Origin of the sequence: Marinobacter albus (assembly GCF_030238305.1) — a bacterium.
In the GTDB taxonomy this organism is placed as follows: Bacteria; Pseudomonadota; Gammaproteobacteria; order Pseudomonadales; family Oleiphilaceae; genus Marinobacter; species Marinobacter albus.
In genome coordinates, this window is sequence record NZ_JASSQD010000001.1 from 662,495 (window position 1) to 676,731 (window position 14,237).

A 14,237-nucleotide genomic window follows, 5' to 3' on the forward strand; every position below is an offset into this window, starting at 1 on the left:
TCCGGATCTGAGAGCGAATGGGTCAGGATAGCGCACCGTCCCTGGCGCATGAGCATCCCTGTACGAGGCAGGTTTTAGGCTGCGACGTATTTGCTCAGAGAGTCGTTCTGCTCCAGGAGGGCAACGATGGCGTCGACCGCTTCGCCAGAGGTGGTATCAGAGCTCGGGAAGATGGTGGCAAAGTTATCCTGCAGCACCTTGCGGAAGGCGTCACGGTCAGCTGAATCAACGCCCAGCAAAACCGCCAGGGTGTCGAGGTTTTCGCCAGTGCCGCGCGACATGTCACGGGCCACCTTGTCAATGTTGCTATCCATGTACATGGCCATGGACTGGACCGCCTGGTTGGTTTGGCAACCCAGGGTACCGGTGGTCATACCGAAGGTCTGGTTACCAAAGGTGCCGTTGGTTGTGGCGGCGAGGACGTGAGGGGCAATACCGGACTGCCCCTTCCAGACCATTGCGCCAATGCCACAGCCAGGCTGTGCGAAGGCCAAGGAAGAAGCACCGAGAAGAATTGCACCTGCGATCAGTTTTTTCATTATCCACTCCTTTGTATGGTTTAGCTGTCGTCGCATACCGCACCACCAGCTGGGTGAACTGGCGGTAATGCGGGAACGGCCCTGACTGGTTTCTGTGGAGACAGGATGACCGTTCCACTGAGTATAGTGCAAATCCTGAAATCGCAAGCGTAAAGTTATGTGAGTAATTGATTTAGCCGTGAAATTTCTCAAAATGCGAAACCGCGCAGGGCCTGGATATGAAAAAGCCGGCACTGGAGGTACCGGTGCCGGCTCTGTTTGCCTTCTTGCGTTTGGCTCGTCAGCCGCCAAGGTAGGCGTTCTGCACGTCCGGATTGGCCAGCAGGTTCTTGCCGGTGTCCTGGAGGCGGATTTTGCCCGTCTCCAGCACGTAGCCCCGGTCTGCCAGGTTCAGCGCCTGGTGGGCGTTCTGTTCGACCAGAAACACGGTAATGCCTTCCTCCCGGAGGTGCCCGATGATCTCAAAGATCTGTTTGATCACCAGCGGTGCCAGGCCCAATGAAGGCTCGTCCAGGATGATCATATTGGGCTTGCTCATGAGGGCGCGGCCGATGGCGAGCATCTGCTGCTCGCCGCCCGACATGGTACCGGCACGCTGGTTCTCACGCTCTTTCAGCCGGGGGAAGAGTTCGTAGACGTGTTCCTGGCTTTTGCGGATCTCGCCTTTGGTATTGAAGAACCCGCCCATGTGCAGGTTCTCTTCCACCGTCAGGCCAGAAAAGATCCTGCGCCCTTCCGGAACAATGGCAATGCCGGAGCGCATGATTTGCGCCGTCGGCTCCCGGGTAATGTCGCGGCCCTCAAGGATAACGCGTCCGGAACTGGCCTGTGGGTTGCCACAAACCGTCATCAGCAGCGTCGTCTTGCCTGCTCCGTTGGCGCCGATCAGGGACACGATTTCGCCTTTCTTGACCTCGACAGAGACACCGTGCAGTGCCTCGATCTTGCCGTAATGGGTGTGGACATCTTCTAGTACAAGCATGGTTTTTCCTCAGGCCTCGCCCAGGTAGGCTTTGATCACGTCGTCGTTCTGGCGGATCTCTTCCGGTGTGCCACTGGCCAGGGGGCGTCCCTGGTTGATGACGTTGATCCGGTCTGAGATGTCCATAACCAGGCTCATGTCGTGCTCAATCAGCACCACGGAAACACAGTAATCCTCTTTCAGGCTGACAATCAGCTGATTGAGATCCTTGGTTTCCGCCGGGTTGAGGCCAGCTGCCGGTTCGTCCAACATCAGCAGCTTGGGCTCGGTCACCATGCAGCGGGCAATTTCCAGGCGGCGCTGCTGGCCATACGCCAGGTTGCCGGCTTCCCGGTTGGCCAGGTCCATAAGTCCCACACGTTCCAGCCAGTAGGCAGCTCGATCCAGCGACTTCTGCTCCCGTTCACGGTAATTCGGGGTTTTCAGCAGCCCGGCCACCAGGTTGGTGTTCAGGTGCCGGTGCTGGGCGACCAGCAGGTTTTCCACCACGGTCATCTGGTTGAACAGGCGCACGTGCTGGAAGGTTCTTACCATGCCCAGCCGGGAGATTTTGTAGTCCGGCTTGCCCTGGACTTCACTCCCTTCGAAAAGGATCTTGCCACCCGTCGGCGTGTAAAAGCCGCTCATGCAGTTGAACACGGTGGTCTTACCGGCACCGTTAGGGCCGATGATGGAAACGATTTCGCGTTCCTGAACGTCCAGTGACACCTGGTCTACCGCCAGCAGGCCGCCAAAGCGCATGGACAGATTCTGTACTTCAAGCATCGTCCGTCACTCCTGCTTTTTCAGTTCAATGTGAATACGGCGCATGGGCATGAGCCCCTGCGGACGCCAGACCATCATCAATACCATGGCGGCACCGAAGATCAGCATGCGGTATTCGGAAAATTCCCGGGCAAGCTCGGGCAGGATGGTCACGGCAATCGCGGCCAACACAACGCCAATCTGCGAGCCCATGCCACCGAGTACCACGATGGCCAGGATGATGGCGGATTCCAGGAATACGAATGATTCAGGACTGATAAAGCCTTGCTTGGAGGCGAACACGGTGCCGGCGAAGCCTGCGAAGAACGCGCCGATGGTAAAGGCCGAGAGCTTCACCGCGGTCCGGCTCAGACCGAGGGAGCGGGCAGCGATCTCATCTTCCCGCAGCGCCTCCCAGGCGCGCCCCACCGGCATACGCATGAAGCGACGAATGACCAGGGCGGTGATTACCGCCAGAACCAGCGCAATCAGGTAGAGGAAGATCACCTTGTGTTCACCGCTGTAGGCGATGTTGAAGGTCTCGTGGAAGGATGTGTTGCCTTCACCTTTGACGCGGCGACCGAATTCCATCCCGAACAGGGTCGGGTCGGGAATGCCGCCGATGCCGTTCGGGCCTCCGGTCAGGCTGGTCCAGTTGTTAAGCAGGATGCGGATAATTTCACCAAAGCCAAGCGTCACGATTGCCAGATAGTCGCCCCTCAGCCTCAGCACCGGAAAACCGAGTACCAGACCGAAGGTCGCAGCCAGAAGTGCACCGATAGGCAGCGCGAACCAGAAGGATACACCCAGATACTGGGACAGCAGGGCGAAGGTGTAAGCCCCCACGGCGTAGAAGGCCACGTAACCCAGGTCGAGCAGGCCGGCAAGGCCAACCACCACGTTGAGGCCGAGGGCCAGCATGATGTAAATCAGCACCAGCGTCGCCAGGTCAACCGCACCCCTGGACATAAAGAACGGCCAGAACAGGGCGAGCACCACGATCCCGGTCAGGACCCAGGATTCAATTTTGACCCGCTTGTTCTCGGCCATTGGTTCTTTGTGCGTGCCCGAGCTGAGGCTGGACAGGTTGCCCAGTTTACCCATGATGCTGTCGCGGAACAGCTGGAAGACAAACACCACGAGCGCCGCCAGGAATACGCCCATAATCGTGGTGGCGTTGGCTCCCACAATGGTGACGTTGATGCCCTGGGCCTCAAGGTTAAACCCAAGGATGGGGTAGGAAATAATCAGGGTGATAACGGCACAGAAAAGTGCGTGTTTAATATTTTGAGCAGCCATCAGATCTTCTCAACCTCCGGTTTGCCAAGCAGGCCGGTGGGTTTGAACAGCAGAATGAGGATCAGCAGGCCGAAGGAGACCACATCCTTGTATTCTCCGCTGAGGTAGCCGGAGGTCATGCTTTCAGACACGCCCAGGATCAATCCGCCCAGCATGGCGCCCGGGATGCTGCCAATACCGCCAAGCACCGCTGCGGTAAACGCCTTGAGTCCCGCAATGAAGCCGAACAGCGGATCGACCGAACCGTAGTACATGCCCAACAGAAGCCCGGCTACGGCTGCCAGTGCGGCACCGATCACGAAGGTGGCTGAGATGATTCGGTTGGTGTCGATGCCCAGCAGGTTGGCCATGCCAAGGTCCTGGGACACGGCGCGACAGGCGCGCCCAGTGCGTGAGCGGGCGATGAACAGCGACAGCGCAGTCATGCAGATAAGTGTGGTCACGAAAATCGTGATCTGCATGTAGGACAGGGACATCTGGAAGGCGCCGTCGGATCCGAACTGGAAGCCTCCCTCAATCAACGCCGGGAAACCGATGTTGCGGGAACCCTGGGCAAGGTGCACATAGTTCTGCAGGAAAATCGACATGCCGATTGCGGAGATCAGCGGGATCAGGCGATGCCGTCCGCGAACCGGCCGGTAGGCAACCCGCTCCACAGCCCAGCCCATTGCGCTGGAAACGATCATGGCGCAGACCAGCGCGACAATCAGAATGAGCGGCAACCAGGCAACGCCGAGGGAGGCCAGGCCGGTAATGGCAATCAGCGCCGTGTAGGCGCCAATCATATAGATTTCACCATGGGCAAAGTTGATCATGCCGATGATGCCGTAAACCATCGTATAGCCGATGGCGATCAGGGCGTAGGTGCTCCCGATCGTCAGCCCGTTAATGAGCTGCTGAGAGAAATACAGGAGATCTTGCATTAGTGGAAAACTCCGAAAGCCTGCTCCCTCCGCTGCCGCACGTCCGCCCCGGGATATCCGGAACAGGAGTGGGGGAGGTTCAACAGGAGCCTAGAAAAACACCTTCTCCCGGATCGCGGTGAGAAGGTGCTCTAAAAATTACCGTTTGTTAACGATTTTGGCTTAGTTTACCGGAGTTTTGCTTCCATCTGAATGCCATTCGTAGACAACGAACTCAAACGATTTCATATCGCCGGCCTCGTCGTATTCGACCGTACCGATCGGGGTCTGGAAAGAGCCGCTACGCAGGGCCTCTGCCACCTCGAACGGATCGGTGGAGTCGGCTTGTTTGATGCCATGGGCAACCAGCTGAACAGCTGTGTAGGAAGTCAGCACGAACGGGCCGGAGGGATCTTCGCCCTTATCCTGGAAGGCGGCGACCAGCTCCTGGTTTTCCGCTTTCTTGTCGAAGCTGGGCGGCAGCGTTACCAGGAGGCCCTCGGCCGCTTCGCCGGCAATGGTGTTGATGTCTTTGTTACCAACGCCTTCGGGACCCATAAAGGTGGCATCCAGATTAGCCTGGCGCGCCTGGCGCAGGATCAGGCCCAGTTCCGGGTGGTAGCCACCGTAGTAGACGTAGTCGACGTCAGCCTGCTTCAGCTTGGTCACCAGGGAAGAGAAGTCCTTGTCGCCGGCGGTGATGCCTTCGAACATGGCGATCTCGACGCCTTTGTTCTTCAGGGTGTCGCGAACGGCGGTGGCAATACCTTCACCGTACTGCTGCTTGTCGTGAACGATGGCAACACGCTCAGGATTCAGGCTGGCGAGGTAGTTCGCCGCGACGGGCCCCTGCATGCTGTCCAGACCGATGGTGCGGAAAACCAGCTCGTAGCCACGCTCGGTAATTTCCGGGCTGGTGGATGCCGGTGTGACCATCAGGATGCCCTCATCCTCGTAGATATCGGAGGCGGGCTGCGAAGAGCTGGAGCACAGGTGACCGATCACGTAACGGACACCATCGTTGACCAGGTTGTTGGCAACGGTGACGGCCTGCTTCGGGTCGCACACATCGTCGTATTCGACTGCCACGAGTTCCTCACCCATGACACCGCCATTGGCGTTGATCTGTTCGATGGCCATGCGGGCACCGGAAAATTGCATGTCGCCATACTGGGCGACGGGGCCCGTCATCGGGCCGGCAATGCCGATCTGGATTGCGGCGGCGGCGTGGCCGGCGCCCATCAGGGCAATGGAGGTGCTAACAGCGGTTGCGAGTTTTTTCACTGAGGTTTTCATTAGGTCTGTCCTGTTTGGTTCAGGGTTATTCTTGTGTTCTCAGAGACTCAAACAAACACCACACCCCCCTGCTTGTCAAGCAGACCGGGCATAGTTTGCTCGGGAACACAGGGCTCTGAAAGCTTGCCATCGTGAAAGCAGGTAGCTTCCGATCATGAAGCTTGCTAGCAAAGCCTGTGCCGCTCTAAGAGGCGTCACGCGTCCGTGCTGTCATCCTGGTCGGTAAACACCAGTGCGCGGAAGCTTTCGTGCTCGCGCAATTGCTCGAAACTGAGATCGACAGAGGCATCGTCCCGATAGGCCTCTGAAATGTCTATTGCTTTTTGTAACGTCGCGACCGAATCCTCCCAGCGCCCGATCTCTGCGTAGGCACAGGCCAGCTGGTAGTGGGCGTGGCCATTGTCCGGGGCCAGCTTGAGCGCGCGCTGGCAAAGGCTGATCGCCCACAGGGGTTCCTGGATCTCGAGTACGGCGTCAGCCTTGTAACTCAGTGCCTCCACATCGTCCGGACGCAGGTCCAGAATCTGATCGTAGGCGGCAATCTTGTTTTGCTGCGAGGTCTCCTGGCTTGCTTTAAGCCAGAGCGAGTGCACTTCATTAGTGCGTTCAATTTCCGCCTGGTTTTGATGGATGATGTCGGACTTCTGCTTCAGCTGCTCCTCAATGGCCTCGAGACGCTTCTCGTATTCCACCACCAGTTCGTTTACCCGTTTTTCCGCCAGACTGGTGAGCTGGTTGCGCATGTCACGGATGGAGTTCCAGCCGATCACAACAAGAATGGAGGTGGCGCCGGCGATCAGGTAGAAGAAGTAGGTCACGGTGTCCGTGGCGTATGACATGGTCTTGTCGGCCACCGACAGCTCCTTGTCGACCACCTTTTCAATCAGTTCGGCGCGGGTGTTCTGCATTTCCTTGCGCAGGGCTTTGCTTTCCTCCAGCAGGTACAGCTCAATAAACGGAGTGTACATGGGCTCTTCCAGATCAGAGAGCGCTGCTGCCACGTCATCCGAGGTGACGTCTTTGCGACCGGGGGGGGGCGAGTCTTCGCTCTGCGCCTGTGCTTGCCCGCCCAGGGCCAGGGCGAGCATCAGCATGCCCGCAATGGTTCGCAGGATGGTGGTGAGCTGGCTCCGGCGGTCGGCGCGATGACGACGGAACACGGGATTCAGGGACAAAAACCGGTCTAGGTGTCGGCTGATCATTGAACTGCTTCCGCTTTGCAAGGTTTCGGAAAGTTGCAGACCTTAGCATAGTGGCCGGGGGAAAAAATGCCCCGGGGTTCGAGACAGTCAGGTAGGAACCCCGTTAGGTAAATTTGTCGACTTGCATTTTCTGGTCTAACGACCTCTAATAGTTAGTGGTATAAATAAGTTGGTCGTTTTCATTGACTCAGACCCTTACGGGACTTCATTGGAGTGAGGCTTTAGCCGATGGCGAGTGACAAGCGCGCGTATCTGAAACCGCTCGACGCCACCGATTCAAATCAGCAGGGTATCCAGCCCCCCGATCGGAGCAGTGCTGTGAATAACTATGAGCAGGTACTTGTAGCGTTGCGGCGCGTTATCCGCGCGACGGACCTTCATTCCAAGCGCCTCAGCAAACATGCCGGGCTGACAGGCCCGCAGTTGCTCATCATGCGGACCATCCGGGACCTGGGGCAGGTCACGATCGGTACCATTGCCGACAAGGTCAGTCTCAGTCAGGCGACGGTTACCACCATTCTGGACCGGCTTGAGCATCGTAAGCTGGTGTACCGGGTCCGCAGTACCCAGGACAAGCGCAAAGTGCACGCGCACCTGACTGATGAAGGCGCCGAGATCCTGGCCCGAGCACCGAACCCCCTGCAGGAAGACTTCATCAAGAAGTTCCAGAGCCTGGATGAATGGGAGCAGACCATGATTCTGGCTTCGCTCCAGCGGGTGGCCAACATGATGGACGCGGACGATATCGACGCATCGCCGGTGCTGCACGTCGGGCCCGTGCTGCGCGAGGACGGTTGGAAGGCGGATGCTAAGTCTTGACGAGCGTTCGCCCAGGCTCAGGAGCCCGGGACGGCGTACGTGATGCGGTAAACAGCGCCGGTGAGGTCGTCAGAAACCAGTAGTGAGCCATCCTTGAGTTGGGCAACGTCGACCGGGCGGCCCAGATACTTGCCGTTTTCATCCAGCCAGCCTTCAGCAAAGGGTTCGGTGTCGCCTGCGATCCTGCCTTGCGCATCAACCGGAGTGAACATTATCCGGGCACCAATGGGCACGCTCCGGTTCCAGGAGCCATGCTGGGCCGAAAAAATCCCGCCGCGATAGTGATCCGGAAACATGTCGCCCTGATAGAACAGCATGCCAAGGTCCGCGGCGTGGGCCACGGTTTCGGAGACCGGGAACACCACCCCACCCGGAACTTCCTCATCTTTGTATTCATTGGTTCGAACATGTCCGCCACCGAACCAGGGAAAGCCAAAATGCTGGCCCATGGCGGTCTGTTGATTGATTTCCCCGGGTGGAATGTCGTCACCCATGCCATCAACCTGATTGTCGGTAAACCACAGGTCGCCGGTGGTTGGATGAAAATCCTGGCCAACCGAATTTCGAATGCCCAGAGCATAGACTTCGCGATCGGTCCCGTCTCGACTGATCCGGATAATGCCGCCGATGCCGATTTCACCGAAGGTGTTCAGGTATTCCCTTTGGGTTACGTTGTATGGCTGGCCAAGTGAAATGTAGAGCCTGTTGTCCGGGCCCACGTCGCAGACCCGAGCGGTGTGGTTGGAGCTGACAAACTTTTCAGGAATCAGCGCACCCGCCGGTATGACCTCCAAGGTTTCGGGGTTGGCGTCTTGAATTTGGATTTCCGCCCTCGGATACGCCAACACCCGGTTTTGTTCTGCGATGTAAAGTACTCCGTCCGGGGCAAAGCACGGGCCGTTAGGCATGGACTTTTCGATGAAGGGAGCAAAGTTCCTGACCTCGTCCGCGATGCCATTCCGGTCATGATCGATGATGGCCCAGACTTCAGATTTCAGGGTGCCCACGAAGGTGACCATGCCCCGTGGGCCGACGGCCATATGGCGGGCACGAGGGGCCAGTGCATAGAGTGTGATGGCAAAGCCATCGGGTAAGGAGATGTTTTTCAGGATGCCTTGGATGGCCCGCGCCTGCTCGCCCTGTTGCTCGATGATTTTAAATCCGGTTTGGGATTTCGCGAGTGCTTTTAGGGTGTCATTTGGCTGGGCAAGTGCTAAAGGGTGGAGCGCAGCAATACTCGCGGCCATGCAGAATGCAGAGGCGATTTTATTCATGGCCCCCCTCCCTGGCCGAGCGTGGCGTGGCGAATTGGCCGGAAGACTTCGGTTCTCCGGTTTCCACGCCCGTCTCAAAGGAGTAAAGACGGCAGCCCCGTGAGCGTCAAGGCGAGCGCTCACAGGCCGCGCCGGTTTCTAGTGCACACGAGCTCCCGAACGGGGTTTGTTGCCGAAGCAGACCTGAAATACATCATTGTAATGCTTGGCAAAATTCACGGTAAGACCTTCTTTGAGGTAGTCCGGCAGTTCCTCGTAGTCTCCGCGGTTTGCTTCCGGAAGGATCAGGTTGCCGATTTTCTGACGGCGCGCCGCAATGACCTTCTCCCGAATACCGCCGACGGGCAGTACCTGGCCGGTGAGGGTCAGTTCCCCCGTCATGGCGATGTTCTGTTGCGGCGATTCCTTGCGGGCGATGGACAGCAGGGCCGTGGCCATGGTGACGCCGGCGCTCGGACCGTCCTTGGGCGTTGCGCCCTCCGGGACGTGCAGGTGCACGAAGGACTTGTCAAAGAAGGTTGGATCCCCCTTGAAGCGTTTCAGGTTCGAGGAAACGTAACTGTAGGCGATCTCCGCCGACTCCTTCATGACGTCGCCAAGTTGGCCGGTCAACCGGAAGCCGCGCTGGCTGGTGTGAATCCGCGATGCCTCGATGCTGAGGGTTGCGCCACCCATGGCCGTCCAGGCCAAGCCGGTGACAACGCCAATGCCTTTCAGGGATTTTTCCTTGCGGAAAGCCGGTTGCCCCAGATAATCCGCGAGGTCGGAGACGCCGACCTTGACCGGGATGTCCGGGGTTTCCAGCAATTTCACGATGCCCTTGCGAATGATTTTGTGCAGCAGCTTTTCGAGATTCCGGACCCCGGCTTCCCGGGCGTACCCTTCAATGACCTGCTTGATGGCGGCATCGGTAATGTTGAGCTGCTTCTTCAGAAGACCTGCCCGCTTGAGCAGACGGGGCAGCAGATAATGCTTGGCAATGGCGAGTTTTTCCTCGGCAATGTAGCCGGACAGGCGGATCACATCCATGCGGTCCAGTAAGGGCCGGGGGATGGTGTCCAGCTGGTTGGCGGTGCAGATGAACAGCACCTTGGACAGGTCCATCCGCACGTCCAGGTAGTGGTCGAGGAATTCCCGGTTCTGTTCAGGATCCAGGGTCTCCAGAAGTGCCGAGGCCGGATCCCCCTGGAACGAGGCCCCGATCTTGTCGATTTCATCGAGCATGATCACCGGGTTGGCGACCTTTGAGTCCTTGAGCGCCTGAACGAACTTACCGGGCATGGCACCGATATAGGTGCGCCGGTGCCCCTTGATTTCAGCCTCGTCCCGCATGCCGCCGACACTGAAGCGGTAGAATTTTCGGCCAAGCGCATCGGCGACGGAATGGCCAATCGAGGTCTTGCCGACGCCCGGAGGACCGACCAGCAACAGGATGGAGCCGCTGACTTCGCCCTTGAACGTGCCTTCTGCCAGGAACTCGACAATCCGGTCTTTGACGTCGTCGAGCCCATCGTGGTCCCGATCCAGGATGCGCCGGGCCTCGGCAAGGTCAAAGTGGTCATCGGAGTGGATGCCCCAGGGTACCTGGGTCAGCCAGTCGAGGTAGTTGCGGGTAACACCGTATTCCGGAGAACCCTGTTCGAGCACCTGCAGCTTCTGGACTTCGTCCCTGAAACGTTCCTGCACGGCTTCGGGCGGATTCAGGCTGGCTATGCGTTCTTCGAAGCGTTCAACGTCCGCCGTTTTGTCGTCCTTGGCCATGCCCAGCTCGCGCTGGATGACCTTGAGCTGCTCCTTCAGGAAGAATTCACGCTGGTGTTTCTGGACCTTGGCGTTTACCTCCTCGCTGATTTCCGACTGCAGGCGGGCCACTTCCTGCTCCTTGCGCATCAGCAGCAGTACCTTCTCCATGCGCCGGAGCAGGGGAACCGTGTCGAGCACATCCTGGAGTTCGTTGCCCGGTGCGCTGGTCATGGACGCGCCAAAATCAGCCAGCGGTGAACTGTCGTCCGGCCCAAACCGGGACAGGTACTGTTTGACGTCTTCACCGTAGAGCGGGTTGGTGCGCAGCAACTCCTTGATGGTGCTGATGATGGCGAGGGTGTAAGCCTTAAGCTCGTCGGGTTCCTCTTTCGGTTCCCGTGGATATTCCACTTCAACCAGGTAGGGCGGTTTACGTCGGAGCCACTGCACAATGCGAAAGCGCTGCAGACCCTGTGCGATAAACTGAACCTTGCCGCCTTCACTCTGGGCCTGGTGCACGCGGACCGCACAGCCCATGGTTTCCAGTTGTTCGCTGGCGGGAATGCCCTGCTCGGCATCGTGCTCCTCCACAAAGCAGATGCCGAGTACCCGGTGGTCGGTTTCGCCCACGCGCTTGAGAGTTTCCTGCCAGGGATCCTGATTGACCATGATCGGCTGGACCTGGGCCGGGAAGAAGGGCCGGTTGGAAACCGGCAGCACGTACATGCGCGTTGGCATCATCTGCTGTGGCAGCGCAAGGCTCTTGCTGTGCTCATCCTTTCCGATGTACTCAGTCAGGTCTTCTTCGAATTCCTCAAGCGACTCTGTGCGATTTTCGTCATTCATGCCGTGAAGTATCCATGGGGAAAAGTTGGGGGAATCATATCTACTAGCTTATGTAACGGCAGTTACGGCTATTTCAAGGATTTGGCCTTGTGGTGGCAGATGCTTGATTTTTGGCGCTCTGGCCCCATGTCCTCTGGCAGTTACGATGATTCTTCCGACTATGCAGGTGCAATGGATGAGCGATTCTCCGTATATTTTTGAAGCCACCATGGAAAACTTCCAGCAGCAGGTGATGGACGCTTCCGCCACTACGCCGATCCTGGTGGATGTCTGGGCCGAGTGGTGCGCGCCCTGCAAACAGCTGACGCCGGTTCTGGAAAAACTGGCGAATGACTATCAGGGTGGCTTTCTGCTCGCGAAGGTGAACGCGGACGAGCAGCAGGATCTGACCTCCAGTCTGGGCGTTCGAAGCCTGCCGACCATCATTCTGGTCAAGAACGGTCAGGCGGTGGATGGCTTTAATGGCGCCCTGCCGGAGGGTGAAATCCGCAAGGTGCTGGACAAACATGTCGAAGCGCCGGAAGAAGATCCTTATGACAAGGCCCATCGTCTTTGGGAGGGGGGGGACGTCGATGGTGCTCTGGCCATTCTGTCTGAGCTCAACCGCAAGGATCCCGAAAATCTGAAGGTGTTGATTGACCTGGCCCAGCTGAAAGCGGAAATGGGCGATCTGGAAACCGCAGAGCAAGTGCTTGAGAGCCTGCCGCCGGAAGAGAAGATGCAGCATCAGACCAGGCAGCTGGCGGCCCGTGTGAAGTTCTTGAAGCAGTCCGCCGAGTTGCCACCGATCAAAGATCTGGAAATGGCCCTGGAGCAGGATCCGAAAGATCCGAATGCGCTGCACCAGCTGGCGTTGCACCACGTTCTCCTGGAAAACAATGCGGATGCCATGGAGTTGCTGATCCGACTCATGCAGGTCGACAGCAAGTACAAGGACGAGGCGGCCAAAACGACGTTGATCGAGCTCTTCGATAAACTGGGTAACAACAACCCGGATGTCCGTACCTACCGCCGAAAGCTCTACACCCTCATGCACTGATTGAACCAGCCACCGGGCGCCGCGGCCAGCCCGGGAGCATTGCCATGCCCGAGGGGAACCATTCGGAGTGTTTCGGTTTCAAATGATGAGGCACGACGAGCGGAGACTCATCATGGGGCATTACGGTTGGCGCTTTCTCGGGGTGGTGCTTTTGCTCGGAGCGGTCGCAGGCTGCGCTACCCACCAATATTCCGAAGCGCCCGCGGTGGCTGTTTCCGGGGAATGTAGGCAGCAGTTTCTGCGCTGGCAGGACCAGGTAGCCGTCGATGGTCGCTTCGATGCACAGGACTGGTCGCCGCCGGGCTTTCCCTATCTGCGAGTCGACCGCTTTCTCGCCAGCTTTGAGTTGGCCGAATTGTCTCCGGTGCAACGCCGGGACTGGTTGAGGCGGGCGCATGGCAAGGCTCTTACCGCATGGCGCTATGAAATGCAGGGTGGGCCGGTCGCAGCTTCCCAATGGCTGGCCGGGTTGCAGGAGTGTGCCAGTCAGGCCATTTCTACCCTTATGTCGGAGCCTGACTTATGGCCCGGGCTGGCCGACGTCGCGGAAGTGCCGGACAGTTACAGCACCACCGCCCGAGTCCTTGGCGTGTACCCGCTGGTTGCCCCGGTCGTGCGTTGGCGCGCCACCGTTACCATGACGGACCTGGCCGAACAGTTTGCCCAGTACGATGCACAAGCCCCCTGGAGGACCTATCTCCCTGTCACATTTCCGGAAGGTGATCGCAGCTGGCCAGCTTCCTACAAGCGGGACTCGCTGGGTGTGCCGGTGTTAAAGGATGAAACCCTCAGAGGGCTATTTCAGCGGCACGCGCCAGGCTGGCGGATAGAGACCCGGGATCGCAACGACGTCCCGGGCGTGCCCGGTCGAGATGAGAGTGGAGACTTGCATTTCCGGCCTGAGCCCGTGGTGTATACGCACCTCAATTATGTCTATCAGGACGGGGTTATCCTGCCGCAACTGGTTTATGTTCTCTGGTTTGCAGCCCGGCCAGCGGAGGACGGGCTGGATATCTACGCCGGTGCGCTGGACGGGTTTGTCTGGCGGGTAACCGTCGGTGAAGACGGCCAACCACTGGTGTACGACACCATCCACCCCTGTGGCTGCTATCATCAGTGGCTGCTGGTTGACGGTGGCCTGGTGCTGAAGGAGGGCGTTGATTTTGAGGCCGCGCGACTGTGGCTACTCGGCTCGGTGTCGAGCGATGACAAAGCGCCACTTCTGTCATTATCGGCGAGCGAACACCAGCTGGTGAACGTCGCCGCGGGTGGGGTGGCCACCGAAGGGGCAGTGAGGTCTTACCGCCTGGAGCCCCTGGATGGGCTCAGGGGGCGGTCTCTTCAAGGGGGGCGCCTGTACGGTGGGGATGGGCTTATCGACGGAACCGAGCGACCGGAACGCTTTCTGTTATGGCCAACGGGGGTCCCGTCCGCCGGGGGAATGCGACAGTGGGGACACCACGCGGTATTATTTGTCGGACGCAGGCATTTTGATGATCCTTACCTGCTTGAGCGGTACTTCCGGTCGCTCCGTTAACGCATGATCCAAACG

The 14,237-nt window shown here is 58.5% G+C and carries 12 protein-coding genes; 3 read left to right on the forward strand and 9 right to left on the reverse strand.

The window, feature by feature from the left end:
* Nucleotides 1-74: 74 nt before the first annotated feature.
* From QQF73_RS03070 to QQF73_RS03100, 7 genes are all read right to left on the reverse strand, one after another.
* Nucleotides 75-539 (reverse strand): DUF3015 domain-containing protein, encoded by a 465-nt coding sequence (locus tag QQF73_RS03070; RefSeq protein WP_219866887.1) that lies wholly within the window; start codon nucleotides 537-539, stop codon nucleotides 75-77.
* Between the two features lie 280 nt (nucleotides 540-819).
* Complete coding sequence (locus QQF73_RS03075; RefSeq protein WP_219866886.1) at nucleotides 820-1,521, reverse strand: ABC transporter ATP-binding protein; 702 nt, start codon at nucleotides 1,519-1,521, stop codon at nucleotides 820-822.
* A gap of 9 nt (nucleotides 1,522-1,530) precedes the next feature.
* The gene (gene livG, locus QQF73_RS03080) at nucleotides 1,531-2,286 is read right to left on the reverse strand and encodes a high-affinity branched-chain amino acid ABC transporter ATP-binding protein LivG (protein ID WP_219866885.1); all 756 of its coding nucleotides are present in this window, start codon (nucleotides 2,284-2,286) and stop codon (nucleotides 1,531-1,533) included.
* A gap of 6 nt (nucleotides 2,287-2,292) precedes the next feature.
* Entirely contained in the window at nucleotides 2,293-3,564 is a 1,272-nt protein-coding gene (locus QQF73_RS03085; RefSeq protein WP_219866884.1) for a high-affinity branched-chain amino acid ABC transporter permease LivM, read from the reverse strand.
* Nucleotides 3,564-4,487, reverse strand: coding sequence for a high-affinity branched-chain amino acid ABC transporter permease LivH (gene livH, locus QQF73_RS03090; RefSeq protein WP_219866883.1), 924 nt, complete (start codon nucleotides 4,485-4,487; stop codon nucleotides 3,564-3,566). Before livH ends, QQF73_RS03085 begins: the two co-directional genes overlap by 1 nt.
* A 162-nt stretch (nucleotides 4,488-4,649) precedes the next feature.
* Nucleotides 4,650-5,762 carry a branched-chain amino acid ABC transporter substrate-binding protein gene (locus tag QQF73_RS03095; protein ID WP_219866882.1) on the reverse strand — a complete coding sequence of 371 codons (1,113 nt, stop codon included), beginning with the start codon at nucleotides 5,760-5,762 and terminating at the stop codon, nucleotides 4,650-4,652.
* 194 nt (nucleotides 5,763-5,956) lie between these two features.
* The gene (locus QQF73_RS03100; RefSeq protein ID WP_416383199.1) at nucleotides 5,957-6,964 is read right to left on the reverse strand and encodes a TPR end-of-group domain-containing protein; all 1,008 of its coding nucleotides are present in this window, start codon (nucleotides 6,962-6,964) and stop codon (nucleotides 5,957-5,959) included.
* A gap of 318 nt (nucleotides 6,965-7,282) precedes the next feature.
* Here QQF73_RS03100 and QQF73_RS03105 point away from each other — a divergent pair, with 318 nt between their 5' ends.
* Nucleotides 7,283-7,783 carry a MarR family winged helix-turn-helix transcriptional regulator gene (locus QQF73_RS03105; RefSeq protein ID WP_219868075.1) on the forward strand — a complete coding sequence of 167 codons (501 nt, stop codon included), beginning with the start codon at nucleotides 7,283-7,285 and terminating at the stop codon, nucleotides 7,781-7,783.
* Nucleotides 7,784-7,800: 17 nt separating this feature from the next.
* Here QQF73_RS03105 and QQF73_RS03110 read toward each other — a convergent pair whose 3' ends face one another.
* Entirely contained in the window at nucleotides 7,801-9,057 is a 1,257-nt protein-coding gene (locus QQF73_RS03110) for a PQQ-dependent sugar dehydrogenase (protein WP_285367189.1), read from the reverse strand.
* 138 nt (nucleotides 9,058-9,195) lie between these two features.
* Nucleotides 9,196-11,646 carry an endopeptidase La gene (gene lon / locus QQF73_RS03115; RefSeq protein WP_285367190.1) on the reverse strand — a complete coding sequence of 817 codons (2,451 nt, stop codon included), beginning with the start codon at nucleotides 11,644-11,646 and terminating at the stop codon, nucleotides 9,196-9,198.
* Between the two features lie 175 nt (nucleotides 11,647-11,821).
* Here lon and trxA point away from each other — a divergent pair, with 175 nt between their 5' ends.
* Nucleotides 11,822-12,685 (forward strand): thioredoxin, encoded by an 864-nt coding sequence (gene trxA / locus QQF73_RS03120; protein ID WP_285367191.1) that lies wholly within the window; start codon nucleotides 11,822-11,824, stop codon nucleotides 12,683-12,685.
* A gap of 112 nt (nucleotides 12,686-12,797) precedes the next feature.
* Nucleotides 12,798-14,222 (forward strand): hypothetical protein, encoded by a 1,425-nt coding sequence (locus QQF73_RS03125; protein WP_285367193.1) that lies wholly within the window; start codon nucleotides 12,798-12,800, stop codon nucleotides 14,220-14,222.
* Nucleotides 14,223-14,237: the final 15 nt, after the last annotated feature.